General features: G+C 62.6%; 26 protein-coding genes and 1 tRNA gene. 11 read left to right on the top strand and 16 right to left on the bottom strand.

Going from position 1 to position 26641, the window contains the following annotated elements:
- Positions 1–104 precede the first annotated feature (104 nt).
- Both RBH77_RS12115 and RBH77_RS12110 read right to left on the bottom strand, forming a co-directional pair.
- Positions 105–659, bottom strand: coding sequence for a YceD family protein (locus tag RBH77_RS12115; RefSeq protein WP_311027845.1), 555 nt, complete (start codon positions 657–659; stop codon positions 105–107).
- Positions 656–1210, bottom strand: coding sequence for a ubiquinol-cytochrome C chaperone family protein (locus RBH77_RS12110; RefSeq protein WP_311027844.1), 555 nt, complete (start codon positions 1208–1210; stop codon positions 656–658). Before RBH77_RS12110 ends, RBH77_RS12115 begins: the two co-directional genes overlap by 4 nt.
- A gap of 223 nt (positions 1211–1433) precedes the next feature.
- On the opposite strand from RBH77_RS12110, the gene RBH77_RS12105 reads away from it, so the two are divergent.
- Complete coding sequence (locus RBH77_RS12105; protein ID WP_311027843.1) at positions 1434–1856, top strand: outer membrane protein assembly factor BamE; 423 nt, start codon at positions 1434–1436, stop codon at positions 1854–1856.
- Between the two features lie 22 nt (positions 1857–1878).
- Here RBH77_RS12105 and RBH77_RS12100 read toward each other — a convergent pair whose 3' ends face one another.
- Positions 1879–3552, bottom strand: coding sequence for an NAD+ synthase (locus RBH77_RS12100; RefSeq protein WP_311027842.1), 1674 nt, complete (start codon positions 3550–3552; stop codon positions 1879–1881).
- A 39-nt stretch (positions 3553–3591) separates the two neighbouring features.
- Positions 3592–4308 carry a DNA-3-methyladenine glycosylase I gene (locus RBH77_RS12095; protein ID WP_371832770.1) on the bottom strand — a complete coding sequence of 239 codons (717 nt, stop codon included), beginning with the start codon at positions 4306–4308 and terminating at the stop codon, positions 3592–3594.
- Between the two features lie 121 nt (positions 4309–4429).
- Here RBH77_RS12095 and RBH77_RS12090 point away from each other — a divergent pair, with 121 nt between their 5' ends.
- Complete coding sequence (locus RBH77_RS12090; RefSeq protein WP_311032517.1) at positions 4430–4987, top strand: DUF1003 domain-containing protein; 558 nt, start codon at positions 4430–4432, stop codon at positions 4985–4987.
- A gap of 11 nt (positions 4988–4998) precedes the next feature.
- Here RBH77_RS12090 and RBH77_RS12085 read toward each other — a convergent pair whose 3' ends face one another.
- From RBH77_RS12085 to RBH77_RS12070, 4 genes are all read right to left on the bottom strand, one after another.
- Complete coding sequence (locus RBH77_RS12085; RefSeq protein WP_311027841.1) at positions 4999–5358, bottom strand: diacylglycerol kinase; 360 nt, start codon at positions 5356–5358, stop codon at positions 4999–5001.
- Between the two features lie 565 nt (positions 5359–5923).
- Positions 5924–6331: a GFA family protein gene (locus RBH77_RS12080; protein WP_311027840.1), complete on the bottom strand. Its 408-nt coding sequence runs from the start codon at positions 6329–6331 to the stop codon at positions 5924–5926.
- Positions 6332–6480: 149 nt separating this feature from the next.
- Complete coding sequence (locus tag RBH77_RS12075; protein ID WP_311027839.1) at positions 6481–7875, bottom strand: class II 3-deoxy-7-phosphoheptulonate synthase; 1395 nt, start codon at positions 7873–7875, stop codon at positions 6481–6483.
- A 151-nt stretch (positions 7876–8026) separates the two neighbouring features.
- Positions 8027–8671: a gamma-glutamylcyclotransferase family protein gene (locus RBH77_RS12070; RefSeq protein ID WP_311027838.1), complete on the bottom strand. Its 645-nt coding sequence runs from the start codon at positions 8669–8671 to the stop codon at positions 8027–8029.
- 235 nt (positions 8672–8906) lie between these two features.
- On the opposite strand from RBH77_RS12070, the gene mgtE reads away from it, so the two are divergent.
- The gene (gene mgtE / locus RBH77_RS12065; protein WP_311027837.1) at positions 8907–10271 is read left to right on the top strand and encodes a magnesium transporter; all 1365 of its coding nucleotides are present in this window, start codon (positions 8907–8909) and stop codon (positions 10269–10271) included.
- Positions 10272–10292: 21 nt separating this feature from the next.
- Here mgtE and gor read toward each other — a convergent pair whose 3' ends face one another.
- The 3 genes from gor to rpiA all read right to left on the bottom strand — a co-directional run bounded on the left by gor (position 10293) and on the right by rpiA (position 13103).
- Positions 10293–11684: a glutathione-disulfide reductase gene (gene gor / locus RBH77_RS12060; RefSeq protein ID WP_311027836.1), complete on the bottom strand. Its 1392-nt coding sequence runs from the start codon at positions 11682–11684 to the stop codon at positions 10293–10295.
- A 113-nt stretch (positions 11685–11797) separates the two neighbouring features.
- Positions 11798–12382 (bottom strand): DUF2059 domain-containing protein, encoded by a 585-nt coding sequence (locus RBH77_RS12055; RefSeq protein WP_311027835.1) that lies wholly within the window; start codon positions 12380–12382, stop codon positions 11798–11800.
- Between the two features lie 22 nt (positions 12383–12404).
- Complete coding sequence (gene rpiA, locus RBH77_RS12050; RefSeq protein WP_311027834.1) at positions 12405–13103, bottom strand: ribose-5-phosphate isomerase RpiA; 699 nt, start codon at positions 13101–13103, stop codon at positions 12405–12407.
- Between the two features lie 142 nt (positions 13104–13245).
- Between rpiA and RBH77_RS12045 the strand changes: the two genes are divergently transcribed.
- On the top strand, positions 13246–13941 hold the full coding sequence (locus RBH77_RS12045; protein ID WP_311027833.1) for a phosphoglycolate phosphatase: 696 nt from the start codon (positions 13246–13248) through the stop codon (positions 13939–13941).
- A gap of 44 nt (positions 13942–13985) precedes the next feature.
- Here the strand turns inward: RBH77_RS12045 and RBH77_RS12040 are convergent.
- The 3 genes from RBH77_RS12040 to cckA all read right to left on the bottom strand — a co-directional run bounded on the left by RBH77_RS12040 (position 13986) and on the right by cckA (position 17533).
- Positions 13986–14060, bottom strand: a tRNA-Val gene (locus RBH77_RS12040).
- Between the two features lie 182 nt (positions 14061–14242).
- Entirely contained in the window at positions 14243–14812 is a 570-nt protein-coding gene (locus tag RBH77_RS12035; RefSeq protein ID WP_311027832.1) for a GNAT family N-acetyltransferase, read from the bottom strand.
- A gap of 144 nt (positions 14813–14956) precedes the next feature.
- Positions 14957–17533, bottom strand: coding sequence for a cell cycle histidine kinase CckA (cckA, locus tag RBH77_RS12030; protein ID WP_311027831.1), 2577 nt, complete (start codon positions 17531–17533; stop codon positions 14957–14959).
- A 212-nt stretch (positions 17534–17745) separates the two neighbouring features.
- Here cckA and RBH77_RS12025 point away from each other — a divergent pair, with 212 nt between their 5' ends.
- Positions 17746–18666 carry a flagellar biosynthetic protein FliO gene (locus tag RBH77_RS12025; RefSeq protein WP_311027830.1) on the top strand — a complete coding sequence of 307 codons (921 nt, stop codon included), beginning with the start codon at positions 17746–17748 and terminating at the stop codon, positions 18664–18666.
- A 39-nt stretch (positions 18667–18705) separates the two neighbouring features.
- Here RBH77_RS12025 and dksA read toward each other — a convergent pair whose 3' ends face one another.
- Positions 18706–19122, bottom strand: coding sequence for an RNA polymerase-binding protein DksA (gene dksA / locus RBH77_RS12020; RefSeq protein WP_311027829.1), 417 nt, complete (start codon positions 19120–19122; stop codon positions 18706–18708).
- 250 nt (positions 19123–19372) lie between these two features.
- On the opposite strand from dksA, the gene RBH77_RS12015 reads away from it, so the two are divergent.
- Together RBH77_RS12015 and RBH77_RS12010 are read left to right on the top strand one after the other, a co-directional pair.
- Positions 19373–19885, top strand: coding sequence for a SixA phosphatase family protein (locus RBH77_RS12015; protein ID WP_311027828.1), 513 nt, complete (start codon positions 19373–19375; stop codon positions 19883–19885).
- A 160-nt stretch (positions 19886–20045) separates the two neighbouring features.
- The gene (locus RBH77_RS12010) at positions 20046–20558 is read left to right on the top strand and encodes a DUF2380 domain-containing protein (protein WP_311027827.1); all 513 of its coding nucleotides are present in this window, start codon (positions 20046–20048) and stop codon (positions 20556–20558) included.
- 58 nt (positions 20559–20616) lie between these two features.
- Here RBH77_RS12010 and RBH77_RS12005 read toward each other — a convergent pair whose 3' ends face one another.
- Complete coding sequence (locus RBH77_RS12005) at positions 20617–21633, bottom strand: aminotransferase class IV (protein WP_311027826.1); 1017 nt, start codon at positions 21631–21633, stop codon at positions 20617–20619.
- Positions 21634–21752: 119 nt separating this feature from the next.
- On the opposite strand from RBH77_RS12005, the gene RBH77_RS12000 reads away from it, so the two are divergent.
- From RBH77_RS12000 to RBH77_RS11985, 4 genes are all read left to right on the top strand, one after another.
- Entirely contained in the window at positions 21753–23231 is a 1479-nt protein-coding gene (locus RBH77_RS12000; RefSeq protein ID WP_311027825.1) for a YcjX family GTP-binding protein, read from the top strand.
- Positions 23228–24334, top strand: coding sequence for a YcjF family protein (locus RBH77_RS11995; RefSeq protein ID WP_311027824.1), 1107 nt, complete (start codon positions 23228–23230; stop codon positions 24332–24334). Before RBH77_RS12000 ends, RBH77_RS11995 begins: the two co-directional genes overlap by 4 nt.
- 134 nt (positions 24335–24468) lie before the next feature.
- Positions 24469–25020, top strand: a complete 552-nt coding sequence (locus RBH77_RS11990) for a hypothetical protein (protein ID WP_311027823.1) — start codon at positions 24469–24471, stop codon at positions 25018–25020.
- 393 nt (positions 25021–25413) lie between these two features.
- On the top strand, positions 25414–26628 hold the full coding sequence (locus RBH77_RS11985) for a hypothetical protein (protein WP_311027822.1): 1215 nt from the start codon (positions 25414–25416) through the stop codon (positions 26626–26628).
- The last annotated feature ends 13 nt before the right edge of the window (positions 26629–26641 follow it).

Below are 26641 nucleotides of genomic sequence, written 5' to 3'. Positions count from 1 at the left end.
GACTTTTTCTCGTCTCTCCCGGCGGGAGCCGGTATTGTGAAGTGTGGCGAAAATAGCGGTTTTGAGGCGGGGCACAACCAACTTTCGCAAGCGCGAGCCGGTTTTCAGAGCCTTCGCTTCAATGCGGCCAGCTTTTCCGCCAATGTTCCCAAAGGCTGGTTCTCCTCCTCTACATCAGCCGTCGCAAAAGGCTCAATCCCTTCCTTTCGGGGATATGGGTCGATCCCCAGAGCAAAGAATTGCTCGGCGAGCGCGCCAACGTCGATATGGGTGCCCGAAAAGCTTTCCGGCGCGTCCGGGCCGTCGGGATCGAGAATCACCTCGCTTGCGGAAAACTGGTCGAACCCGCCTAGGTTCGAGCCTTCGGGAATGAAAACGGCCGACACTTCTGCCTCGATATGAGCGTCGATCGGCTCCAGCGTGACCACGCATTCCTGCACGATGTCCCCTTCGACATGTCCGGAAACCGACACGCCGTCGCTCTTCCAGGGAGAAACCACGAGGTTGGCATGGAATTTCTTCACGTCGAGCAGGCCGTGCTCTCGCGCCAGCGCCGCTCGCTGCTCCAAGCTTGCGTCGATCGTAACGGGCATGCCCTTCTTGGGAAGCCGCACGACGCTCGCACGGAAAGATACCGGGCTTTTTGCCGCTCCGTTCATTTCGCCTGCTCCAATGCTTCGGGCCGCTCGAAACGGAAGGTTCCGGAGGAGAACGCGTCCGCGCCGGCTTTCGCGACGTGTTCCCAGGCGGCGAGCACATAATCCGCCAATTGCCCCGCTTCCGGCCAAATTTCCACGTCGGCACGCACGTTGCGCTTCAGGGAGTCCGCCAAGGCCGCCGGATCGTTCTGGTCGAGCGCTTGCCCATAGGCCGCCGCCCTCCCATAGAACATCCTGCCGAGTTTCTTCACACGTCGGGGAATACCGTGATCGCCAATGCCGAGTTCCCGCAGCGAATGGTCGACGTCCAGGAAGAATTCGTCGGTCAGTTCCTGCGCGATCGCCTTCGCCGCGCCCTCTTCCGAACGCAAGCGGTGCAGGATCAGGAACAGATGCAGCGACAACATCTCGAATCGGCCGAGCGGCGTGTCCGGCACATTATAGGCGGCATAAAAGAGAGGCTGCCGCGCGGCTGCCACGATCTCCCCGTAGAGGACATCGGTAACGGCCCGGTTGGTTCGCCGGTTCGATCCGAAAAACCGTGAGAACATGCCCGGCTTTTTCCTTTCCGCACGCTTGGCCGCCTTCGCTCGGTTGCATCGGAGCCAAAGCTGGTTTACCGGTTTCGCGCCCTGCCGCAAGGCGAAGCGGCGCATTGATAGCGGGGAGTTGTCGTTGCAACGGACAAATTTCAAGAGAAAATGGCGTCGGGGTGCCGTGGTTACGGCATTTTCGCTTGTTCCCCTGGCGCTTGCCGGATGCAGCAGCAATGTGATGTCGACCATCAACGGGCATGAGACCTTTACCAAGGGCTACGTCATCGACCAGCAGATGCTCGACCAAGTGCCCGTCGGCTCCAGCCGTGAGCAGGTTCTGCTTGCGCTCGGGTCGCCGTCGACGACCGCGACCTTCGGCAACGAGGTATATTATTACATCTCTCAGAAGCGCTCACGCCGCGCGGAATTCCAGAACCTGCACATCGTCTCGCAGAACGTCCTTGCCGTCTATTTCGGTGACGACGACCGGGTCACGAGGCTCGCCAATTACGGGCTGAAGGACGGCAAGATATTCGACTTCGTCTCGCGCACGACGCCGACGGGCGGCAAGGAAACCACGTTCATCGGGCAGATGATCCGCGGCCTCGAAGGGGCTCCCGACCTCACAAACGGACCGGACGCCCCGCGCGGCCGGTACTGACCTATAGCGGTGCCGGGAGCGTTCAGCCGCGGTCGCGAAACCGATTGGTGATCGGATAGCGGCGGTCGCGGCCGAAGTTCTTTTGCGTGATCTTGACGCCAGGCGCCGCCTGGCGGCGCTTGTATTCGGCGATGTAGAGCAGGTTTTCGACACGCTCGACCGTCGGCCGGTCGAAGCCCTTGGCGACGATCTGGTCCACCCCCATTTCCTTCTCGACAAGGCATTCCAGGATTTCATCGAGGACCGGATAGGGCGGCAGTGAATCCTGGTCGGTCTGGTTCTCGCGCAATTCGGCGGACGGCGCCTTGTCGATGATGTTTTGCGGAATGACCTCGCCGGACGGGCCCAGGGCACCGGGGGGAACCTGCCCGTTCCGCCAACTGGACAGCGCATAGACCTGCATCTTGTAAAGGTCTTTCACTGGGTTGAAACCGCCGTTCATGTCGCCGTAGAGCGTGGCGTAGCCGACCGACATTTCCGACTTGTTGCCGGTGGTGACCACCATCGAGCCGAATTTATTGGAGATGGCCATGAGGATCGTACCACGAGCGCGGCTCTGCAGATTCTCCTCGGTGATGCCCTCTGTCGTCCCCTCGAAGAGTTGCGAGAGCGCGTTCAAAAAGCCCTGCACGGGGTCCATGATCGGCACGATATCGTATCGGCAGCCGAGCGCGCGGGCGCAATCCTCGGCGTCCTTCAGCGATTCCTTCGAGGTATAGCGGTAAGGCAGCATGACCGCATGGACCCGCTCCTCGCCCAGCGCATCGACTGCGAGCGCTGCGCAGAGCGCCGAATCGATACCGCCCGAAAGGCCGAGCACCACGTTCTTGAAGCCGTTCTTGTTCACATAGTCGCGCAAGCCCAGCATGCAGGCGCGGTAATCGGCTTCCTCCCGCTCCGGAATCTGTGAGACCGGCCCTTTTTCGCAATGCCATGTATCGCCATTGCGCTTCCAGCGGGTGACTGAAACCGCCTCCTCGAACTGGCTCATCTGGAAAGCAAGCGTGCGATCGGCCTGGATGGCGAAGGACGCGCCGTCGAAGACCAGTTCGTCCTGGCCGCCGAGTTGATTGGCGTAGATCAGCGGCAAGCCGCTCTCGATGACCTGGCGGATGGCGACCTGATGGCGCACATCGACTTTGCCGCGATAGAAGGGCGATCCGTTCGGCACCAGCAGAAGCTCCGCGCCGCTTTCGGCCAGCGTCTCGCACACGCCCATGTCGCCCCAGATATCCTCGCAGATGGGGATGCCGAGACGCACACCACGGAAATTGATCGGTCCGGGCACGTTGGGCCCGGCTTCGAACACACGCTTTTCATCGAATTCGCCGTAATTGGGCAGATTGACCTTGTAGCGCTCGGCGACGATCCTGCCGCCGTCGAGCAAGGCTACCGAATTATGGATGCCGGAGGAGCGTTTCAGCGGCGTTCCGATGATGACGGCCGGGCCGCCGTCCACCGTATCCGCGGCAAACTCGGTAATCGCGCGCTCGCAGGCAGCGAGGAAAGCCGGCCTGACCACGAGATCTTCCGGCGGATAGCCGGCGATGAACAATTCCGTGAAAAGGATGAGGTCCGCGCCCTGTCTGGCCGCGTCGGCGCGGGCGTCCCGCGCCTTGGCGAGATTGCCGGCGATGTCGCCGACGACCGGGTTAAGCTGGGCGATAGCGATGGCAAGTGTGTGGGGAGATGTCATGCGCGACGTGTAGCTTGACCGTCCGGATGTGGCAATTACCTACTCCTCGCCCCTCAGACGACTCCTCAAAGCCTCGAGCGAACGGTTTTCGCCGATCGACATCGCGAGGATGCGCGATAAATGAGCATAGGGCAGCCCGCTCGCGCCGGCCCAGCGGTTCATCTGCTCCTGGACCGTCGCCAAATCCTTTCGCGAGGACGGCGCCTCGGCAATGTCGAGCCCGGCATCGCGAAGGGCAAGCACCACGTCGGACGACAGGATGAAGGCGTCCCACCCGGTCCAGCGCAGGAAATACTGGCCCGTATTGCCGCCGAGCCGGGTCCCGTTCTTGCCGAGGAAGCCCATCAGTCCGATCTGGTCGTTCTTCGGCCAATTGGCCAGGAATTTTCCGAAAGAACCGTACTCGGCAGAGATACGGGTCACCAAAGCGGCATTGTCGCGTACCGCCCTGATCTTCTGCGGATTGCGTACGATACGCTTGTCCGAGGCCAGATCGTACCAGTAATCGTCCGGCTGGAAGAGCAGGCGTTTCGGCTCGAAGCCGAGGAACGCTTCCTCGAAGCCCGGCCATTTCTCGCGGATCACGCGCCAGACGAAGCCGGCCGAGAAGATGCGCTCAGCCATCAGCGAGAGAGCGCGGTCATCGGGCAAGCCGGCAAGGGACGCATTGTCGGGAACGGGCCCGAGCAGCGACTGAAGGACCGCATCGCCTCCCTTACGCCCGGCGGCGCGCGCCATGATCTTTTCGAAACTCATGATCGAACGCGCCATTACTGTCGTCTTCACCCGTTTCAAACAGCCGCTTTGCGGCTCCGCAAATTGCCTCTACTTCTGCAACATGCGCAAGAGGTTGCGTGGCCAGACGGTGGAAGGTGCGATCATGAAAACCATACCCGAACTCGCGTTTTACTGGTTGAAGCGCGGCCCGGACGCCCTTACTCACGGCGAGCGGAATGTCCTTCAGAGTACCATGGAAAGGCGCCCGGTCTCGCGCGACACGAACGAAGCCTATGAGCGGCATCTTTCCGTCGGAGATCGATTGGCGGACGCCATCGCCCGAATTGGCGGTTCCTGGAGCTTCATCGTCAGCTTCTGCGTGTTCCTGGCTATTTGGGCGCTCAGTAATATCTGGTTGGCGAAAGAGGCTTTCGACCCATATCCGTTTATCTTCCTTAACCTGCTCCTGTCGATGCTCGCCGCAATCCAGGCGCCGGTCATCATGATGTCGCAGAACCGGCAGGCGGAGCATGACCGCCTCGACGCCACGCATGATTACGAAGTGAACCTTAAATCGGAAATCGAGATCATGGCCCTGCATGAAAAGCTGGATCAGCTCCGCAACGACCAGCTTGTGACCATCCTCGATCGCATCGAAAAGCTGACAAAAGACATCCAGCGGCTCGAACGCGGCCGCAAGCAGCGAACGGCGAACTGACGGGAAAATCCCTACAATGGGAACCCGCCTACTCGCTCGGCGATTGCCAGTATCCACACGCCCGCGACAAGAGCCACGGCTAACAGCACGGCCAGCGAGCCGCAGTCCTTGGCGAGCTGGATATCGGCGTTGAACTCGCGCGACAGGGCATCGCATGCCGCCTCGACCGCCGTGTTCAGAACCTCGACGATCATCAGGACGACCAGCGAGCCAACCAGCAAGGCATAGCCTCGCCAGGTATCGGCAAGGAACCAGCCGACGGGAAGAGACAGGAGCAGGAGGACGACCTCCTGCTGGAAGGCGGTTTCGGACCGTGCGAGCCAGCCGAACGCCCGTGCCGAATTCCTGAACGCCTTGATCAGCCGCTGCATGGCTCCCTCCAAATGCTCCGATGCTCTATCGCCCATGGCCCTGAAAGGAAATGGCCAGCGAGCGAAGGCAGAAAGAGCGGCAATGCCACTCTCTTGCCATCATTCTTGCCTGTTCCATATCAGCAGCGAGAAAGGAATTCGAAATGTCGGCAAAAAGATTGGTGCTGGCGGTGGCTGCGGCGATACTCGGCTTCTCCCTTGCGGGATGCGTGGATGGTGGCCCCTACTATGGCTCTTACACCTATTCCGACTACGGTCCTTATTACGGCCCGGGATATTACGGCGGTGCGGTCTATGGTGGATATTACACCAGCTACCGTCGCCCTTATCGGCGGCACTACGATCGGTATTATCGCTCCGGACATTACAGTCATCGTTCCCACTATAGGCGCGGCGGTGATCGGGACAGTACCGTGTATCGCACTCGTGACCGAAGCCGGCGGGACGGACGAGATGATAGCTCACGTCGCACGGTCACCCGCAGTTCGGTCAGCCCTACATCCTACCGCGACGGAAATCATGGCAGCCGTCGGCATGTCCGTCGGAACGATGAGCGGCAGTGAGTTTATGACGGTATCGATTGGTCGTGCTGCGGAAGCTCGTCCGTGATCGTGTAGTAATCGCCCTTGTCGGCCACGAAGATATGGGAGACACCTTCCAGCCCGGAAGGCTGATTGAAGGAGCCGGCAAGGACCGACACGTAGTCCGATCCGTCACGTTTCCAGAAAAGCGTGGAGCCGCAGATTCGACAAAAACCGCGTTGCGCCTCCGGCGAGGACCGATACCAGCTTACGCTTTCAGCTCCCTCGATGACGATGTTCCCGTCCGGCACGTTCGTCGCGGCATAGTGGTGCCCCGTCTGCTTGCGGCATTGCGAGCAATGGCAGTAGATCACGCCGCGCAAAGGTCCGCGTGTCGTGAACCGTACCGCGCCGCACAGGCAGCTTCCCGTATGCCTTTCATTGTCGCTCAACGGTTCCTCCCCTTTTTGACAAGGCTACGCTCCTAAAGTGCGACAAGACCATCGCAAATTGCTGAACGTTGGAATCAGGCAAATGCGACAAAGACCAAACAAAAAGGGCGCCGTCGATGCGGCGCCCTCATTCAGTCGATCCGGTCGTTCTACCCGTTGACCGCAGTCTTGTGCGGTAATCCAACGCGATTCTTGTTTAGGAGTTCGGCCACCAGGAAAGCGAGCTCAAGCGCCTGGTCGGCATTCAGCCTGGGATCGCAATGCGTGTGATAGCGGTCCTGCAGTTCCTCCGCCGTAACCGCGCGGGCCCCACCGGTGCACTCGGTGACGTTCTTGCCTGTCATCTCTACATGGATGCCGCCTGGATGCGAACCCTCGGCGCGATGCACGTCGAAGAAGGTCTGCACTTCCTTCAGGATGCGCTCGAAGGGGCGCGTCTTGAAGCCGGCCGCCGTGATCGTATTGCCGTGCATCGGGTCGCACGACCACACCACCTTGCGGCCTTCCTTCTGGACCGCCCGCACCAGCTTCGGCAGGTGCTCTGTGACCTTGTCGGCGCCGAAGCGCGCGATCAGCGTCAGCCGGCCCGGCTCGTTTTCCGGGTTGAGCAGGTCGATCAGCTGGAGCAACCCGTCAGCCGTCAGCGAGGGGCCGCATTTCAGGCCGAGCGGGTTCTTGATGCCCCGGCAATACTCGATATGCGCGTGGTCCGGCTGGCGCGTCCGGTCGCCGATCCAGATCATGTGACCGGAAGTCGCGTACCAGTCGCCAGAGGTGGAATCGACGCGGGTCATCGCCTCCTCGTAGCCGAGAAGCAGCGCCTCATGGCTGGTGTAGAAATCCGTCTCGCGCAGCGAGGCGTTGCTTTCCGAAGTGATGCCGACCGCGCGCATGAACTCGATCGTCTCGGAGATGCGGCCCGCCAGCGCCTGATAGCGCTCTGCCTGCGGGCTGTCGGCGACGAAGCCCAGCATCCATTTATGCACGTTGTCGAGGCTGGCATAGCCGCCCTGCGCGAACGCCCTCAAGAGGTTCAGCGTCGCCGCCGATTGCCGATAGGCCATGATCTGGCGCTGTGGGTCCGGCACGCGCGACTTTTCATCGAACTCGATGCCGTTGATGATGTCGCCACGGTAAGATGGCAGCGTCGCCCCGTCCTTCGTCTCGCTGTCGGACGAGCGCGGTTTGGCGAATTGACCGGCTATACGGCCGACCTTCACCACCGGCTGCGAGCCGGCGAAGGTGAGCACCACAGCCATCTGCAGGAACACGCGGAAGAAGTCGCGTATATTGTCGGCGCCGTGCTCGGCGAAGCTTTCCGCGCAATCGCCGCCCTGGAGCAGGAAGCTCTCGCCGTTCGCTACGCTGGCAAGCGCGCGCTTCAGCTTGCGCGCCTCGCCCGCGAAAACCAGCGGCGGGTAGGTGGAAAGCTGCTTTTCGGTGGCAAACAGGGCGTCGGTGTCCGGGTAGGAGGGAACCTGCTGGATGGGCTTCGCCCTCCAGGAGTTCGGGGACCATTTCCCCGATGACCGCATGTTTGTCATTTTCGCACCCGTTACTTGCTCGACGGCTCCGCCGCCCCATTTCTCCGTCATTACGCCGGAAAACGGCCTCTTACACGATGCCAGGCCCCTATACTATGCCTTTTCCGCCGGCGGGCGAAGAACAAGTGTCGCGTCTTAAACGTATCGGCATTCAGCCGGCGGCCAAGCGCAGTCCGTGTTCGCCATAAAGTGCGTCGAAGAGAGCCCGCTCGGTATTCGAGAGTGTGACGGCGCGCGGATAGGCCGGCTTCTCGCGGTCGGGCCGGATCGGTATTTCCGTGAAGCCTGTCGTCTCGGTGAGAAAGCGACGCAGGCCCTCCTCCCCATGCATATGCAGAAAGCCCTGCATGACGGCATCGAGATAGGATTGCAGGATCAGCGGTGGATCGCGATGCGGCGGAAGCTCGGGATCGGCCTCATAGACATAGGCCGGGACATAGGCCGAAGCGCCACCTTCAAGTGTCGGAGAAATCTCAACTTCCCGCGATTCCAGCCGGACCCTGCGATAGCGCGCTTCCCGTTCGTCCACAGCGGCCAGATTCTCGGCGCGATCGACGATCAGGACGCCGTCGCAAACGCTGCCCGGCTCGCGTCGCACCGTCAACAGGGCAGCGGGAAATCCGGGCATATCGGGTCGTGGCCGCCAGATACGCCGCCAGCCGACGAGCCGCGCGGGGGCAATGGCGACAATATCCGTCCTGAGCGTCGCACGATTGACCAGTGAGCCGTAGCCGAAATAGGCGACATGCGTACATCCAGGATCAGTTCCCGCCGCGCCGGCAAATTGCTTTTCCATCACTGTTCCGAGACTGATAGACCAAAAGCTACGTTTCCGCCACATTCCCGATTGACTCGCATGGGAACGGGTATATCTACGCTTTGCTCGATTTTCCCACCTGTGGGAAGGGCACAACGAAAGGATCACGCCGCCATGCCTGGCGACAGTCACAGTCGAACGCAATCGCCGTCTGCGGCAGGCGCCTGATCCGTCTATCGGCTCGCGCACCGCCCGGACGGCAGTGGAGCGAGCCATGAATGAAATCCCGGTCATTGCCGGCGAAGTCCGGCTGGATATCGCCGAAACGTCAGCAAAGCAGCATGTCGCCGACCTGGTCGACGCGCTGAACGCCGACACGCGCGAGGAAGCGGCACAGATTATCGCGTCGCTCCCGTTCGAGCGCGCCGTGGAGGTGTTCGACCAGCCCGGCCTTGACGCGCCGGACGCGTTGATCCGCACCCTCCCTCACCCGCAGGCCGCCGCCATCCTGTCGGCGATGTCGGCCGACCGTTCCGCCGACGTCTTCCGCGAACTCGATGCCGTTTCCCGCGATGCGCTGCTCGAAGCCGTAGACGCGGACGCCAGACGAGCCGTGATCCGCATCCTGGGCTACCCGGAAGACAGCGCCGGCGCGATCATGACGACGGAGTTCGTCAGCGTACCCTCCAACTGGACCGTGAGCCGCACGCTCGACCACATCCGCAAGGTGGAACGGACGCGCGAGACGGTCTACGCAATCTACGTCACCGATCCGAAGAGCGGCAAGCTGGTGCGTTCGATCGGGCTTCGCCGCCTGGTGGTGAGCGACCCTTCCAGCCGCATCGTGGATATCGCCCGGAGAACGAGACCCATCGCCGTCAGCCCGCTCGCCGACCGCGAGAAGGTGGCGCAGTTGATCTCCAAATACGATCTGCTGGCGGTGCCGGTAGTGGAAAACGGGCACGTGATCGGCATCGTCACCGTGGACGACATCATTGATGCCATCCTCGAAGAGACGACCGAGGACGTCCAGAAATTCGGCGGCGTGGCGGCCCTCGACGAGCCCTACATGAAGATCGGCTTCTTCGAGATGATCCGCAAGCGCGGCGGCTGGCTGCTTGTGCTGTTCCTGAGCGAGATGCTGACGGCGACGGCCATGCAGGGCTACCAGGCGGAACTCGAAAAGGCGATCGTGCTGACGCTTTTCATCCCGCTTATCATGAGCTCCGGTGGCAACTCCGGCTCACAGGCGACGTCGCTGATCATCCGCGCCATCGCCTTGAGGGAGGTCGGCCTTTCCGATTGGTGGCGAATCGCCCTGCGCGAAATGCCGACCGGGCTGGTTCTCGGCGCCATGCTTGGCTTTGTTGCGATTTGCCGTATCGTCGCATGGCAATATCTCGGCCTTTACGACTATGGCCAGCATTGGCCGCTGATCGCGCTGACCGTCGGGATCGCTCTCGTCGGCATCGTCACCTTCGGCACGCTGGCAGGTTCGATGCTACCCTTCCTGTTGAAGGCGCTGCGCTTCGATCCGGCAAGCGCATCGGCTCCTTTCGTCGCAACGCTCGTCGATGTTTCCGGGCTGGTGATCTATTTTTCGGTGGCCCTTGTCATCCTGCGCGGCACGATGCTGTGAGCTTGCGCCGTCCGGCGGCGTTCAATCGACGCGCTCGCCATCCTTCACCCGAAAGGTCGGCGCGTACATGGTCACGAGTTCCTCCGCCATCGTCGGGTGGACCGCCATCGTGCGGTCGAAATCGTCCTTGGTGAGACCGGCCTTGATGGGGATGGCGAGAAGCTGCGCCGTCTCGCCGGCATCCGGCCCGAGAATATGGGCGCCGAGCACCTTGCGGCTCTTGGCGTCCACGACCAGCTTCATCAGCATCTTCTCGTCGCGTCCGGCGAGCGTATGCCGCATCGGCCGGAAGGAAGCGCTGTAGATCTCCAACTCGTCGAATTTCTTTGCCGCGACCTCCTCGGTCAGGCCGACCGTCCCGATCTCCGGCTGCGAGAACACCGCCGTCGCGATCGTATCGAAATCCGGACTGGTGGGGTTGCCTTTGAACACCGTCTCCACGAAGCACATCGCCTCATGGATTGCGACCGGCGTAAGCGGCACCCGGTTGGTGACATCCCCGATCGCCCAGATATTGTCCACGTTGGTACGCGAATATTCGTCGACGACGATCTCGCCGGTCTTCCCCGTCTCGACGCCAGCGGCCTCCAGCCCGAGGCCTTCGGTGTTCGGCACACGGCCGAGCGCCAGCATGACCTGGTCGACCACCAGCGTGCCGCCGTCCGACAATTTCGCATGCAGCCTTCCGTCGGGCGCACGGTGGACGCGCTCGAAAATGCTCTGGCAAAGGATTCGGATACCTTTCTTTTCCATCATCTCGTGCAGGCGGTGGCGAAGGTCGTCGTCGAAGCGGTTGAGGATTTCCTTGCCGCGATAGACCAGGGTCGTCTCGACGCCGAGCCCATGGAAGATGTTGGCGAATTCGACGGCGATATAGCCGCCGCCAGCGATCGCGATCGCCTTGGGCAGTTCGGCCAGATGGAAAGCTTCGTTGGAACTGATGCAGAGTTCGTGGCCCGGAAGCGAGGCGTGCGGGTTCGGGTGGCCGCCATTCGCCAACAGGATGCGCTCCGCCGTCACCGTCCGGTCCTGCGAGAGCAGCCGGATGGTATGCCGGTCAACCAGTTCGGCCCTCGTGTCGAAAATATCCGCGCCCGCCTTGTCCAGCCCATGGCGGTAGAGCCCTTCGAGCCGCGCGATCTCGCGATCCTTGTTGGCGATCAGGGTCGGCCAGTCGAAACGCGGCTCCGGCACCGTCCAGCCATAGCCGGCGGCATCCTCGAAATGTTCGGAGAATTGCGAGGCATAGACGAAGAGCTTCTTCGGCACGCAGCCGCGAATGACGCAGGTGCCGCCGAAGCGGTATTCCTCCGCGATGCCGACGCGCTTTCCGAGCGAGGCGGAGAGACGGCCGGCCCTCACCCCGCCCGAGCCGCCTCCGATGACGAAGAGATCGTAGTCGTATTTTGCCATCGGCTTTGCCTATCTACCGGAATAACAACGCCACGGTCTAAGAGGGTAAAGTCGAAAAGAAAAGCCCGGCGCTAGCGCCGGGCTCCGGAGAAAGGGAAGCGGATTCCCTTAATCTACTGCTTATTCGAATCGTCTTGCTTCGGCTGGTCGGTGCCGCCATTGGCCGCAGCGGGCGCCGGCGCTGCCTCCTTGATGGGATGCTTGGCAGCCATTTCCTTTGCCACCGCCTCCGCCAGATCGCGGGCAATGCCGCGCTGCCAGATTACTGCGGCGCGCCCAATCTCGGCCGTCACCTGAGGACCCTTTTCCAGAAGCGTCTTGCCGGCGGGGGAGTTATAAAACGTGGCGATTGCCTTCAACTCGTCCTCGGTGAAGGCCTTCGCATAGTCGGTCGCCGATTCGGTTTCCAGATCGGCGCGGCGCTGCGCGAGCGCGAGCGTCTGCTTGTCGACAATGCTGATGATGTCTTCCTGGAAATTGGGGTCCTTCTGGATAAGCTGACCCTTGAGCGCCTGGGCGGCCGCCGGCAATATCCGATCAAACGCATCCGTAGCGTGGATGGCGGAAAGAGCGTCCCGCGCGGCCTGCAAATGCGTCTCGGATATGTCGTCCGCATGGGACGGCACCGCGCTGACCGCCAGAAGGACAGCCGCCCCCGCAGCGGCAAGCATGTTGCGAAACTTACCCGTAGAAATCATGTGTGCTGGAACTCCCGATTGATCACTGGATGGCATGGAGGGTTCTGACCCCCTCGGCCCCCGCGACGATCGCGGTATCCGCCATCCCCAAAAACAAACCATGCTCCACGACGCCTGGAATGGCGAAGAGAGCGTTCGACAGCGCTCTTGTATCCGGAATGCGGCCAAAAGATGCGTCAACGATGAAATGCCCGCCGTCTGTAACAAAAGGCTCACCGTTCGTCATCCTCAATGTCAGCGGTCCGGCGAGGCCGAGCTTCCCGGCGGCTTCTTCGATCGCCAGCCGGGTCGCAAAGAGGCCGAAGCGGTTTACCTCCACCGGAAGAGGGAACCGGCCGAGCGTGTCGACGAGTTTCGAATCGTCGGCGATCACGATCATCCGGTCCGCCGCCGCGGCGACGATCTTCTCACGCAGCAGCGCCCCGCCACCGCCCTTGATCAGCGAAAGGCGAGGATCGATCTCGTCGGCGCCGTCTATGGCGAGGTCGAGATGCGGCGTCTCGTCGAGGTCGGAAAGCGGCACGCCGGTCTCACGGCAGAGCGCCGCTGTTCGCTCGGAGGTCGGCACGCCGATGATACGGAGCCCTTCTGCGACGCGGCCGGCCAGCAGGCGCACGAATTCCTCCGCGGTCGACCCGGAGCCGATGCCGAGCCGCATGCCCGTCTCGACATGGTCCAGTGCGGCCCGCGCCGCTTCGGTCTTCGCCGCTTTCGCGTCCATCAGCAGAAACCCCGATCCAGCTTCGGACCTATCATTTTTATTCGATCCGTCAAAGGTTTGTCGTGACGCACCGGGCGGTTGCTTGCTCTCGTCGCCCGGGCGCGTTATGCCCGCCCGCGTCTCGCGCAAGGATGGAAATCCGATGGCTGAACCTATCGTCGTATTCGACCTCGACGGCACACTGATCGACACGGCACCCGACCTTCTGGACAGCCTGAATCGCTGCCTGGATACGGTCGGCCTGAAGCGGACGGATCCCTCCGAACTGCGGCGTTTCGTCGGTTTCGGCGGGCGCGTCATGATCGAGCGAGCCTTCGAAGCTCACGGCAAACCACTGGTCGACGGTCAACTCGACCGGCTCTATGGAATGTTCATCGAGGACTATCTCGGCGGTATCCCAGGCAAATCGGCCCCCTACCCCGGCGTCGTCGACGCGTTGGACCGGCTCTCCACCGCCGGCTACCGGCTGGCAATCTGCACCAATAAGATGGAACGGCATTCGAAGCTGCTGATCGAGGCGCTCGGCCTGACCGATCGGTTTGCGGCGATATGCGGCCAGGACACCTTCCCCTACCGCAAACCCGACCCGCGGCACCTGTTCGGCACCATCGAGGCAGCGGGCGGAGACGTCGAGCGCGCCTTGATGGTGGGCGATTCGCGAACGGACATCGACACAGCGAAGGCTGCCGGCATCCCTGTCATCGCGGTCGATTTCGGCTATTCCGACCGGCCGGTGGGGGATCTCGAGCCGTCGAAGGTGGTCTCGCATTTCAATGAACTGACGGTTGGGCTTGCAGGCCGCCTCATCGACGCTGCGCGAAGTCCGGCCCGCGCCTGACCTCTCGGAAACCTTGAAATCTCTTAGCTAAGGAAGCGAAGCGATGGTGGGCGATACTGGGATTGAACCAGTGACCCCACCCGTGTGAAGGGTGTGCTCTCCCGCTGAGCTAATCGCCCGTTCGCGGCTGTCCGCCGAACGCCGCCGGATATAAGGTGCGTGGGCTTGGCAAGTCAAGCATACCCGGCGCAGCAATCATGAGTGGAAATAGGTCGGCGTGCACCTGGGTTATTGCCGACCGCCGGATTCAGCCCGCTCAGTCTCGGATTGAACCGCGGCATCAAAGGTTCGCTTGGCGCACTCAGGCTCGGCGGCCGCGCTCCAACGCGGACGGCGAATGCCTGGCCTGCCATTGCCCCTCGACGGAACCTGTCTCCGCCGTCTTGCCGAGATCGATGACACCGACCGTTTCCAGGTTCTCGAAGCTCAGATGGGCGTCGAACTTGCGCGCCAGCGCCCTCATGGCGAGATTGCCCGGATGTGTCGTGACGCGTAACTTCTCGTAGCCAAGGCCGCGTGCGTTTGAGATGAGCCTCTCGAACAGCGCGCTCCCGATACCCCTGTGCTGAAGCTCGTGCTCAACGCTGAAGGCGATCTCGCCGGTCGGCTCGGGCAGGTCCGGGCGCTCATGCAGTTCCGCTGCCCCGAGTACCTTGCCGTCCTCGACATAACCGATCACCGTCGTACCATCGTGAAAGGAGCGCTCGGCATAGGTCGAGATATAGGCGTCGTTGGTGACACCGTTGAAGCGGTCGTGACGGCTCTCGGCGTCGAGACGCAGCAAATGCTCGCGGAACCTTGGCAGGTCCGAAGGTCTGAGCTGCCTGACGACCCCGCGCCAGGGCTCATTTCTTCTGGGGTAACGTACCATCGTCGTTTTCTCTCAGGTTTCCTCCCGGAGCCTACGACTCTTCCAGACGTGATATTGTGCACCGCAATAAGGTTTGCAAGTGCCCTGCACAAAGCCCCTGACACACATTGACACTTGCCGCCTGGAAAGGTGCGGCAAGCTGGCTCAAGCGTCCAGCATTTCCTTCACCACCGTCGCCAGTTGCTTGAGCGAAAACGGCTTTGGCAGGAAGCCGAACTGGGCGTCCGCCGGCAGGTTTTTGGCGAACGCATCCTCGGCGTAGCCCGAAACGAAGATGAATTTGATGCCGGGATTCACTTTCCTGAGTTCGCCGAGCAAAGTCGGCCCGTCCATTTCGGGCATGACGACGTCGGACACGACGATGTCCACCTTGCCTTCGAGCGATTTGTACACCTCCAGCGCCTCGACGCCGGACGAAGCCTCATGCACCGTATAACCGCGCGAGGTAAGCGCGCGCATGCCGCCCATGCGCACGGCATCCTCGTCCTCGACCAGAAGGACGGTTGCGGAACCGGAAAGGTCGCGTGGCGTCTCTTGCGCCTTGGGCGCCACCGCCTGGTCGGCGGCAACTTCGGCATCGACCGCGCCCGCCTGGGCCACGTGACGCGGCAGGAAGATGCGGAAGGTCGTGCCCTTGCCCACCTCCGAATCGCAGAAGATGAAGCCACCCGTCTGCTTGACGATGCCATAGACCATGGAGAGCCCGAGGCCGGTACCCTTGCCGACCTCCTTCGTGGTGAAGAACGGCTCGAAGATCTTCTTCAGCACCTCGGGCTCGATACCCGTTCCGCTGTCCACGATCTCGACCAGAACATAGTCCGCCGATGTCAACTCGCGTTTGTTGTAGGCCTCACACTCGGCCGCGGCGACATTTTTCGTCCGGATGGTCAGGTCGCCGCCGCCCGGCATCGCGTCTCGCGCATTGACGGCAAGATTGACGACCACCTGTTCGAACTGGCCGATATCCGCCTTCACCGGCCACAGGTCGCGGCCGTGGTCGATCTTCAGGTGAACCTCGCTGCCGGTGAGCCGTGCCAGAAGCATCCTGAGGTCGGCGAGCACGTCGGTCAGGTTCAGCACCTCCGGACGGAGCGTCTGGCGGCGCGAGAACGCCAGGAGTTGACGCACCAGCGAGGCGGCCCGGTTGGCGTTCTGCTTGATATTCATGATGTCGGGGAACGACGGGTCCGACGGCCGGTGGTTGGTCAGGAGCAGGTCCGATGACATGATGATGGCGGTGAGCACGTTGTTGAAGTCGTGCGCGATGCCGCCGGCAAGCTGGCCGACGGCTTGCATCTTCTGGCTTTGCGCCATCTGGGCTTCGAGCGCCTTCTGCTCGGTCGTCTCGACCGCGTAGACGATCGCCGCCTCCTCCGCGCCCTCGGCCGCCGTGCCCTCGGCGACCGCGTTGACGTAAAAGCGGATGTTGCGCTCCTCGTCATTGGGCAGCACGGTGTCGATGGGGCTTATGTCGGCCTGCCGCTGGCGTGCCTGTTCGAGAGCAGCAGCGAACCGTTCCCGATCGCGCTCGTGGATCACGGCGTCGAGTTTGAGGTGACGATCCACCGCGTCGCGGTCGACGACACTCGAAAAGAGCGAAAGGAAGGGCGCGTTGGTCCGCAGGATGCGACCCTCGGCATCAACGCCCGCGATCGCCATCGGCGTCGAATTGAAGAAGCGCGTGAAACGTATCTCGGAAGCCCTGAGATCAGCGGAAGAATCCTCGCCCTGCGTGCGGTTAAGCACGATGGTGCGGCTGGCGCCGGGCGAACCGTCGCGGCCCGTAGCCGCGCGGTGCATGAAGCGCACCGGCAGGACGGCACCGCTGACGGTCGAAAGGTCGAGGTCGATCACCGCGTTGCGGGTAGAGCCCGGATCGGCCTTAACCGCGCGGATGAGCGCCATGCCGTCTCCGGCAACGATCTCCGCCAGGCTCGTCGCACCCGGAGTGAAGCTCGCCAGATCGATGCCAAGCCATTCCGCGAGCGTCGCGTTGATATAGGTGACACGACCGTCGGGATCGGCGGAGAAGAAGCCGGCAGGCGCATGGTCGAGATGATCGATGGCCTTCTGCAGATCGAGGAAGAAGCGCTCCTGCTCCGCCCGCTCGCGTGAGATGTCGGCAAGCTGCCAGGCAAGGAGCGGCTGGCGCCGGCCGGGCGCCTTGAAAGTGCGCGCGCCCACCCTGTACCAATGAGCGCCGGGTTCCAGGCCGGGCCGAATGGCCTGGGTCAGCCTGAACTCACCGTCGCCGGAGCGTCCGTCGGCGAGACCGGCAGCCAGACGGCTCACCACCGGCGCCGCCTCCGGATTGTCGGACAGCAGGTTCTCGACGGTACGGATATCGGCCGCCGAGGTACCGCCGGTGAGTTCCGCATAAGCCTTGTTCGCGTAGACGACCTGTCCCTTGGTGTCGGTCACTACGGCGCCCGCGTCCATCGAGCCCAAAAAGGCCTTGGACAACTCATCGGCCGTCGAACGGGGCGCGATCTGCACGAAGCCGATCGCCGTGGCGAAGAGATAACCGATCCCGATCATCGCCATGATGCCGAGCATGCCGAGCAGGAACGGATCGCCGAAGCGGTTGCGGAAAAGAACGAACAGGATAGCCGCGGCGGTCAGAACGGCGATGAAGATGACCAGCCGGGTTATCACGCCGGGCCCCATGCTCTGGTCGACCACCGATTCGGGATAGAATTCCGAGCGGGTTTCCCTGGCCATTTGCTCCCCTGCCTGTCGTCCCCTGCGGCCGTCCCCGAAGGAGTATGCCGGCCGACGCACACCCGCCGTATGAATCACATTCTCCCTATACCGAAAAGGCCCGCCGATGAAACCGGCATGAAAAACACATAATCCTCTGTCAGACGAAAACTTGCGGCGACCGTGGCCAGCATCATACTCTTGCAGCCTGATCAAGCACGATGGAGGCCCTCTTGGGTGAATGGTTGAACAATATCGCCGGGCCGCAATATGCGTCGGCCGTGATGTGGACCGTCGGAGCGCTGATCCTTCTGGTGATTGTGCTCTTCCTGGTCCGCGCCATCCGGGGCGTCTCGTCCGGCACCTTCGTCGCCGGCGGACGCAACCGCCGTGCCCGCCTGGCCGTCATGGACGCCGCCGCCATCGACAATCAGCGGCGCCTCGTGCTGGTACGCCGAGACGATGTCGAGCACCTGATCCTGATCGGGGGGCCGACGGATGTCGTCGTCGAACAAAACATCGTGCCGGGAGCAGCACTCCATACGCCGCCACTCCAGGCAGGAAGCAACCTGCCGAACGGCCGTGACAACCCTCCGGCGCCGCGCCCGTCACCGGCGGCCCATGAAGAGGCGCGCGCGCTCCGCGAGGAGCCCGCATTCACCTTCGAGGAGCCCGAACCGCAGGCACCGAAGCCCGTTTCCGCGCAGACGCAACGATCCGAACCCGCCATTTCGGCCGGCCCGCAAGTGCCCGTCGCGGCACAGCCGCCCACCCAGCGAGGCAGCGGCGGATCGGCCGCTCATTCGGGAAGCGTTCATTTCCTCGACCAGGCCAGAATTGGACCTGCGCCCCAGGCGGCAAGCGTGGCTCCCCTTGCTCCCATAGGCGAAAGGCCAAACGGGAGCGAAACAACGCGGTCGGCCGAAATATCGACGCCAAGACAGGAAGCTGCTCCGCCCGTCCTCAGCGAGGCGGATCGAAAGGTTGAACCGCTTCGTCACGAGGCGCGTGGCGGCGATCTGGACAGCGCATTACGGGAAGAACTGAAAGCGCCCCTCGTCAACGAGCCTGAGACACGGCCAACGGCCGAGCCGTCGCTCGAAGAGGAGATGAAACGGCTTCTCGGCGAATTGTCGGTGCCGGCGCGAGGCTGACGGTCGCGACCGGCACAACCTTCTCGCCGGCTCCTGCAATCAATCGTCGCGGTAGATTTTCTCGCGCCGCTCGTGCCGTTCCTGCGCCTCGATGGAGAGCGTGGCGATCGGCCGTGCGTCGAGGCGCTTGAGCGAGATCGGCTCGCCCGTCTCCTCGCAAAAGCCGTAGGTACCGTCCTCGATCCGTTGCAGCGCAGCATCGATCTTGGCAATCAGCTTGCGTTGCCGGTCACGGGCACGAAGTTCGATGGCTCTATCGGTCTCGGAGGAGGCGCGGTCAGCGAGGTCGGGGTGGTTGGCGTTTTCCTGCTGCAGGATTTCCAGCGTTTCGCGGGCTTCCCGGAGGATGTCGGTCTTCCATAGGACCAGCTTGGCCCGGAAGTAGGATTTCTGCCGCTCGTTCATGAACGGCTCGTTCTCGGAGGGTATGTATTTGGCGTCAACGAGTTCGTTCATTCGACTCACCCCACTGTTACAACCCGGCGCCTATATATTCGGCACCCCCCTGCCGCACAAGACGAAAAGACCAGCGCGCCCATCCATCTTTCCTGCCTATTCGGGTTGCCTCATGGATGCGTCAAATGGCCGAATTTGGGCAGTACCCGGCCACCTGTCCCGGGAACTTGCCAATACATCTTAAGGCGCATTGCGGGGTTACCATCGCGCGACTAACCCTTTTGGAGCCTCTGACAACCTGGAAGAACCGATGAACCGGCTCTACCTGCTTCGGCATGCCAAGGCGGGATGGGCCGACCCCGGCACCCGCGATTTCGACCGGCCGCTGACGGAACGCGGCAGGCGGGACGCGGCCGCGGTCGGCATGGCCATGCGCATCTCCGGCTTCGTCCCGGACCTTGTCTTGTGCTCGACCGCGCGGCGGGCGCGTGAGACATGGGAATGCGTGGCCGGCACGATCGGCCCCATGCCGGCATCGCCGGCCTTCGTCGACAGCCTCTACAGTTGCGATGCGGCGGGCTATCTCTCGATCGTGCGCAAAACCGCGGACGGCATGTCCTCTCTGCTCGTTGTCGGTCACAATCCGATGATCGAGGATGTCGCGATCGCTTGCGCGGCCGAAGGCGACGACACCGAACTCGCCGCGCTTGCTTCCGGCTTCCCCACTTCCGCGCTTGCCGTCATCCAGTTCCGGCAGCCGCTTGCCGAGGCCGCACCAGGAAGCGGTTCATTGACGACGTTCCTGACGCCCGCGATGCTGTGAAGCGAAGGCCCAGCCAGGTTGGACTTCGGCTTGCGCCCCCAACTGACTTCCGACAGTCAGGCAGCTTTCCAACCGGATCCGAATATTAAACCGGCCAGATGGGCTGCAACGGTACCCTTTGCTATTCTCGATGTGGGCACTTCCCTCGACGGAGGATAGAATGGTCAGTCCTACAAGCTACAAAGTCTGGATTGCAGCGGCGATCTCAATATGCCTCGGAGCCACGAACGGTTTCGCCGAAGATGCTCGTCCGGCCAAAATTGCCGTTGCGCATTTCGATTTCCTCGACACCTCGGGCGAGGTACAGGACGAAACAGCACGGCATGAAAAGCAGCTTCGCCAATTCGAAACCGAGATGCGGGAAACACTTTCACAGGACAACGCTATCGATCTCGTCGCGTTGCCATGCAAGTCGGATCGCTGCTCGCTGGGAGATCCGGGCATAGATCAACTCAAAAAACAGGCCAAAACGGCGAAAGCGCAGTTTCTTCTCGTAGGCGGCCTTCACAAGATGAGCACGCTGATCGGCTGGGCTAAACTCGTGGTCGTCGATCTGGAAAAAAGCGGTCGAACCTGCGACCGGCTTTTAACTTATCGTGGAGACACCGAAGAGGCTTGGCGTCGAGCGGCCAAGTTCAGCGCGGAAGATGTCATCAGGAACTGCTTTCGCTGACATTCGACTGCGTAGGTGGGCTGCGTGGGCAGAGGATCGGGTTGGTTCAACCGGCGATTCAGGCTTCAGGCACAACGCGGCCCTGAAACGAGCCCGCATAAGGTACTGGCGTGGCGTATCGGGGATCGCTGTGAAGCGCCCAGTAACGCTCGCGGACCTGTCGTGTCATCGAACCGGGCTTGCCGTTCCCCAAGGGTGATCCGTCGACGCGAGCGATAGGCATGATGCCCCCAGCCGTACTGGTCATGAATGCTTCGTCGGCATGCCTGAGTTCATCGGCCGTAACCGGGCGCTTCTCGACCGCCACCCCCATATCTTGCGCGATCTCCATAACCGTGCGCCGCGTGATCCCCTCGAGCACGCCACGATCGGGCGTAGCCATTCGCCCGCCGCTCACGACGAAGAGGTTGAAGCCCGGCCCTTCCAGGACGTGGCCGCCTGCATCGATCAGCACGGCTGTCTCGCCGCCCCGGTCGTAGGCTTCGAACAGCCCCGAAACAAAGTCGAGCCAGTGATAGTTCTTCACACGCGGATCGACAGCTTCCGGCGCAATCCTGCGGATGCCGCTGACCACGATGTTTATACCTTCTTCCTGCTTCTCAGGCGAAACGATCCAGACGAAGGGAATGGCGAATGCATAGAACCTGTTCTTCGCGTCTCTCGGGTCACGCGAGCCTGCCGGCGGTACTCCGCGGGTGCACATCATCTCGACATAGGCATCCTGCAGCGCCGAAAGACGGACGCACTCGAACAGGATTTCGCGCATCTCGGAGCGCGTAAGCGGCAGGCTCATGCGCAAGCTCGCCATCCCACGCTCGAACCGATCCATATGATCGTCCAGGCGAAAGAAGGCGCCCTGCCGGACATGGGCTACATCGTAGGTCGCATCCGAATGCAGCAGACCCCAGTCGAGTATGGAGATCGAAGCCTGCTCCACCGGCACAAACCGCCCGTTCACATAAGCCGCGCCCGAACCGAAATCTGATTTTCCACCGGCCATGTCGTCGTTCATTCCTGTGAGGAGATGGGCATTGCGCAGGATTTTCTCATGCGCGAACGTCTCCTGCCCATCCATAACCGAAATTCGACTGGCGGTCAGCGCCGCATCCCCCCTGCCGTCGCCAGCCTACCCGCCATTTCAAATCCACGCTTAATTCCCTATATCGGTTGGGATTTGACCAACGGGATTGGGCCTTGGCCTCGCTGACTTCCTTCGCCGACGAGGCGCTGATCGCGCTCGATACGCTGGCCGACCGTGCTTCGGGTCTCGTCGCGCCTTCGCTGAGGCTGGGCGTCACCGGACTGTCGCGGGCGGGGAAGACGGTCTTTATCTCCGCTTTCGTGCACAATCTCGTCCATGGCGGGCGCTTGCCCCTCTTCGAGGCGCAAAAGTCCGGCCGCATCGCGCGCGCCTTCCTGGAGCACCAGCCCGACGACGCGGTGCCCCGCTTCCAGTACGAAGACCATGTCGCCGCCCTTGTCAGCGAACGCGTATGGCCGGATTCGACCCGGGCTATCTCGGAACTTCGGCTCACCATCCAGTATGAATCCGCATCCGGCTGGGGGCGGCTGTTCTCGTCGGGAAAGCTCGCGGTCGATATCGTCGACTATCCCGGCGAATGGCTTCTCGACCTGCCGCTGCTCGGCAAGGATTTCCGCGCCTTTTCAGCCGACGCTTTCGAACTCGCCAACCTGCCGGTGCGCGCCGATATTTCCGAGAAATGGCGGCAGGAAGCGTCGGTGATCGAACCGGCGGCCCCATTCGACGAGATGACGGCGCGCAAGCTGGCGGAAATCTTCACCGCCTATCTCAGTGCCTGCAAAGCCGACCACCGTGCGCTTTCGACCCTACCGCCCGGCCGCTTCTTGATGCCCGGCGACCTCGACGGCTCGCCGGCGCTGACCTTCGCGCCGCTGCCCGACCTCGGTGACGGGCGCTTCCCTTCCGGCTCGCTCGCCGCCACGATGGAGCGGCGCTACGAGGCCTACAAGACCCATGTCGTGAAACCCTTCTTCCGCGAGCATATCGCCCGGCTCGACCGCCAGATCGTGCTGATCGACGCGCTGCAGGCACTGAACGCCGGTCCTGGCGCCATGGCCGATCTGGAACGCGCGCTCTCCGAAATCCTCGCCTGTTTCCGGCCTGGGCGTGGCAGCATCCTGACCGATCTCTTTTCACGCAGGATCGACCGCATCCTCGTCGCCGCGACCAAGGCCGATCATCTCCACCACGAAAGCCACGACTGCTTGCAGGCGATCGTCCGCCGGCTGGCGGACCGTGCGGCGAGCCGGGCGAGCCTTTCCGGCGCTACGGTGGACGTACTGGCAATGGCGGCGGTGCGCGCCACCCGCGAAGGCACGGTGAAGCAGGGCCGGGAAACTCTGCCTGTCATCATCGGCACGCCGCTTGCGGGCGAGACGATCGGCGGCGAGACGTTCGACGGTGAGACCGAAACCGCCATCTTCCCCGGCGACCTGCCCGCCGATCCCGAACGCGCTTTCAGTGAACCCATAGTAGAATCCGTCACAGGGAAGCCCGAAGAACCGCCGATCCGCTTCGTGCGCTTCCGTCCCCCGAAGCTGGAAAGGACTGCCGAAGGCGTGACACTTTCCCTCCCTCACATCCGCCTCGACCGCGCCCTCCAGTTCCTGATCGGAGACCGCCTCGCATGAACAGCGACCGAAAACCGGCCGCCTTCCGCCTGCCCTCCGATCCTGTGGAGCGGCCAGAACCCGAAGAGGAAGAGCGCGCCGCCGTAACGCCGGCCGTCCGGAGGCACCCGCGTGCGGTGAAAACTGCCTCCCCGCCGGTGATCACGCCGGCCGAAGAGGATTTCTTCGCGCTGGAGGAAACCGGAGCCGGCGACCCGCCCCCAGCCACCCCTCCGCGCCGACGTTCGCGCCTCGGCGCCATATTTTTCGGCGCGCTCGGCCTGCTCGTCTCGCTCGGTATCGGATTGTGGACGGATCGTCTGATTCGCGACCTCTTCAGCCGCTCGGATTGGCTCGGCTGGCTCGCCTTCGTGCTGGCCGCGATTGCGCTTCTGGCGCTCCTCGCCATCGTGCTGCGCGAGTTGCTTGCGCTCCGCCGCCTCGCCTCGGTCGAAAGGCTGCGCCATCGCGGCGCCGACGCCGTTGCCCGTAACGACACGAAGGAGGCTCGCGCCCTCGTCGACGAGCTGGTCGGCTTCGTTTCCGGCAAGCCCGAGACGGCCGCCGGCCGCCATATCCTCGCCGAAACCCGCGAGGACATCATCGACGGCGCCGACCTCGTCCGGCTCGCCGAGACCGAACTGATGGCGCCGCTCGACGCGCGCGCACGCACGCTGGTGCTTGATGCGGCGAAACGTGTCTCTATCGTCACCGCCGTTTCGCCGCGCGCGGTGGTCGACCTCGCCTACGTCCTCTTCGAGGCGGGCCGCCTGATCCGCCGGCTCTCGGAACTCTATGGCGGACGGCCCGGCACGCTCGGCTTCTTCCACCTTGCGCGCGACGTGCTTGCCCATCTTGCCGTGACCGGCTCCATCGCGGTCGGCGACAGCCTCGTGCAGCAGATCGTTGGCCACGGGCTGGCGGCGCGGCTCTCGGCAAGGCTCGGCGAAGGCGTGGTAAACGGCATGATGACGGTACGCATCGGCATCGCCGCCATGGAGACCGTCAGGCCGCTCCACTTTGCCGCGGTCAAGCGACCTCGCATCGGCGATTTCCTCTCCGAACTGACGCGATTTACCGCGAAGAAGGCCGAGTCGTCACAAAAAGCGGAAAAACAGGCTTGAAGTAGGCGTGACGCTCGCGCATTCTCGCGATGCAATATTCGCTTCGTCGGGTCGGACACGAGAAAAGAGACGAAGCATTAACCATTCCTGTTCATGGTTCCGCTCTTGCAGCGTTCCGTATCCGGGTGTCCTCGATGACGCGTAGTTTCCTTTCCGCCATCCTGACGGCTGCCCTGGCGGCGGCGATCTCACCGGCCATGAGCGCCACCGGAACCGCCTCGGAGAGGGACCAGAAATTCTTCCAGTCGATCGAAGGCCACTGGACAGGCCCCGGCGAGGTCGTCGCCGGAAAATACAAGGGCACGAAATTCACCTGTAACCTGGCCGGCAAGACGCCGGACCATAACGCCGGCATGGTGCTCGACGGCACCTGCCGCGTCGGGCTCTTCACGCAGAAGATGAACGCCACCGTCGAAGAGGTCGGCCGCGGCCGCTATCGCGGGACTTTCCTCGACGGCGCCAAGGGCAAGGGCCTCGATATCATCGCCGGCAATGTGAACGGTCGCACGGTCGTCTTCGCCCTTAATCGCAATTCCCTGAAAGGCACGATGGCGGCCAAGCTGCCCGACTCCGACACGATGATGGTTACCATCTCCGTCAAGGTGGAAGACGATCTCGTTCCTGTGATCGGGGTCAAGCTCAAGCGCACGGACAGTGTCGCGGTCGGCGCCGTGGCGCAGGACTGACAACCGGCACAAACGCGCCAGCCCTCCCCCACACATACGCGATCAAGGGCAGCCAATTCGGCCATGATGTTTCCGTGCGTCCTTCGAGGCTCCGCTTCGCGGAGCGCCTCAGGATGAGGGAGAACAGCATCTGCTTTCCTCATCCTGAGATGCGAGCGAAGCGAGCCTCGAAGGACGCACAGTCCGGCCGGCAGTGCTCAATCCATCGCCCGCCCCAGCACAACCATCTACACGTAAAAATTGTAATTCGCTACCACTGAATCACAGCCATAGCGCGATAATGTCGTGCGTGCAGGCAATGGTGCCTGCGGCTTCCGCTTCAGGCGGATATCCTCCCCCCTCCCGTCACTCCACCCCCTTGGCGGGAGGGGTCAGGTTCTCGGAGTTGGATTTGTGCGGTTCTGGCCCATCGGCATCGTCGTGGCCCTCCTTGCCTCCGGGCCCGCGCTTGCCGATCCGGGTTCGATCCGCGCCGCCGCCAATTCCGCGCTGACAGAAGCTACTTCAGGCAGGCCGACCAATGGAGCCAGCCTCTCCATCGAAGAGCATTACACGAGCAATGCGCTCGACAGCGACCTGGCATTCTCCGACTTCTACACCGAATTGCGCGGCTCGGTAACGCGCGTGCTGGATCTCGACGACGGCTATATCCGTCTTGCCGCGCAAGGCGAGGCGAGCCGCTACGACCGCATCTCCATAGAGGACGACCGCAGCCTGCTCCTGCTTGCGGAAGCCTACCGGAAATTCGGCGGCCGCTACGAACTGCGCGGCACGATTGCCTGGCGGACGGCCAGCATCGGCGATGATTTCCGTATCGCCGATCTGGCGATCGGCACGCGCACCCACAGCGACCTGTTCTCCGCCGCCGTGCAGTTCGGCGCCGATCTCGGCTCCGGCATAGGCCTCGTAATGACACTGAGCGACACGCTGGAGCGCTATGGTAAAGCCCATTTCCAGAACGATCTGATCGACGCGACGCAGATCGAACCGAACCGCAACCGCCTCCAATTCTCCGCCGGTATCGAGAAGAAAGTCGGCGGGCAGCAATTCGGACTGATGGCCAGCGCCGAAACGACCGATGTGGAACGGCTTGGCAACCCTCCGGTCGGTCGCTCCTTTTCCGAATTCACGTTGCGCGGCCTGACGCGCCTCATCGCCGCCGACGGGGTCAGGCTCGACCTGTCGCTCGGCGCTGCCGGGCTTTACGAGAAAGACGGAGGCTACGGTCGCATCCGACCGATCTACCGCGTTGAACTGATCAAGGCGCTGAAGGCCGGCGTCACGCTGCGCGGCTCCTTCGATGGACGCTACGATGCGATCGACACGGACGACACGCTCGCCTCCTATGTCCGCCGCCTCGAACTGGAAGCCAAATATCAATACACGCCAGAACTCGCCTTCGGCGCCGGTCTCTTCCATGAGAACAAGGAAAACCTCCTGCTCGGCAATGCCGAACGATCGAAGGGTCTTTATCTCGAGGTCGGCTACGACCCGTCGAAACACATCGCACTGGTCGCCCGCGTCGATTTCAGCCGCACCCGCTACACCGCCGTCGACACGGAAAAGGACGTGCTCGACAGCTATATCGGCATAGAAACAAAGCTGTAGCGGACGAAAAAGA

Source organism: Mesorhizobium koreense, assembly GCF_031656215.1.
Taxonomy (GTDB): Bacteria; Pseudomonadota; Alphaproteobacteria; order Rhizobiales; family Rhizobiaceae; genus Mesorhizobium_L; species Mesorhizobium_L koreense.
Note: the sequence above shows the minus strand (reverse complement) of the source record. Positions and strands in the feature narration are given on the sequence as shown.

Excerpts from the sequence above, each read along its gene's own strand:
- RBH77_RS12115 (WP_311027845.1), bottom strand. The coding sequence starts at position 659 with ATGAACGGAGCGGCAAAAAGCCCGGTATCTTTCCGTGCGAGCGTCGTG.
- RBH77_RS12110 (WP_311027844.1), bottom strand. The coding sequence starts at position 1,210 with ATGTTCTCACGGTTTTTCGGATCGAACCGGCGAACCAACCGGGCCGTT.
- RBH77_RS12105 (WP_311027843.1), top strand. The coding sequence starts at position 1,434 with ATGTCGACCATCAACGGGCATGAGACCTTTACCAAGGGCTACGTCATC.
- RBH77_RS12100 (WP_311027842.1), bottom strand. The coding sequence starts at position 3,552 with ATGACATCTCCCCACACACTTGCCATCGCTATCGCCCAGCTTAACCCG.
- RBH77_RS12095 (WP_371832770.1), bottom strand. The coding sequence starts at position 4,308 with ATGAGTTTCGAAAAGATCATGGCGCGCGCCGCCGGGCGTAAGGGAGGC.
- RBH77_RS12085 (WP_311027841.1), bottom strand. The coding sequence starts at position 5,358 with ATGCAGCGGCTGATCAAGGCGTTCAGGAATTCGGCACGGGCGTTCGGC.
- RBH77_RS12075 (WP_311027839.1), bottom strand. The coding sequence starts at position 7,875 with ATGACAAACATGCGGTCATCGGGGAAATGGTCCCCGAACTCCTGGAGG.
- RBH77_RS12070 (WP_311027838.1), bottom strand. The coding sequence starts at position 8,671 with ATGGAAAAGCAATTTGCCGGCGCGGCGGGAACTGATCCTGGATGTACG.
- mgtE (WP_311027837.1), top strand. The coding sequence starts at position 8,907 with ATGAATGAAATCCCGGTCATTGCCGGCGAAGTCCGGCTGGATATCGCC.
- gor (WP_311027836.1), bottom strand. The coding sequence starts at position 11,684 with ATGGCAAAATACGACTACGATCTCTTCGTCATCGGAGGCGGCTCGGGC.
- RBH77_RS12055 (WP_311027835.1), bottom strand. The coding sequence starts at position 12,382 with ATGATTTCTACGGGTAAGTTTCGCAACATGCTTGCCGCTGCGGGGGCG.
- rpiA (WP_311027834.1), bottom strand. The coding sequence starts at position 13,103 with ATGGACGCGAAAGCGGCGAAGACCGAAGCGGCGCGGGCCGCACTGGAC.
- RBH77_RS12045 (WP_311027833.1), top strand. The coding sequence starts at position 13,246 with ATGGCTGAACCTATCGTCGTATTCGACCTCGACGGCACACTGATCGAC.
- RBH77_RS12035 (WP_311027832.1), bottom strand. The coding sequence starts at position 14,812 with ATGGTACGTTACCCCAGAAGAAATGAGCCCTGGCGCGGGGTCGTCAGG.
- cckA (WP_311027831.1), bottom strand. The coding sequence starts at position 17,533 with ATGGCCAGGGAAACCCGCTCGGAATTCTATCCCGAATCGGTGGTCGAC.
- dksA (WP_311027829.1), bottom strand. The coding sequence starts at position 19,122 with ATGAACGAACTCGTTGACGCCAAATACATACCCTCCGAGAACGAGCCG.
- RBH77_RS12015 (WP_311027828.1), top strand. The coding sequence starts at position 19,373 with ATGAACCGGCTCTACCTGCTTCGGCATGCCAAGGCGGGATGGGCCGAC.
- RBH77_RS12010 (WP_311027827.1), top strand. The coding sequence starts at position 20,046 with ATGGTCAGTCCTACAAGCTACAAAGTCTGGATTGCAGCGGCGATCTCA.
- RBH77_RS12005 (WP_311027826.1), bottom strand. The coding sequence starts at position 21,633 with ATGGATGGGCAGGAGACGTTCGCGCATGAGAAAATCCTGCGCAATGCC.
- RBH77_RS11995 (WP_311027824.1), top strand. The coding sequence starts at position 23,228 with ATGAACAGCGACCGAAAACCGGCCGCCTTCCGCCTGCCCTCCGATCCT.
- RBH77_RS11990 (WP_311027823.1), top strand. The coding sequence starts at position 24,469 with ATGACGCGTAGTTTCCTTTCCGCCATCCTGACGGCTGCCCTGGCGGCG.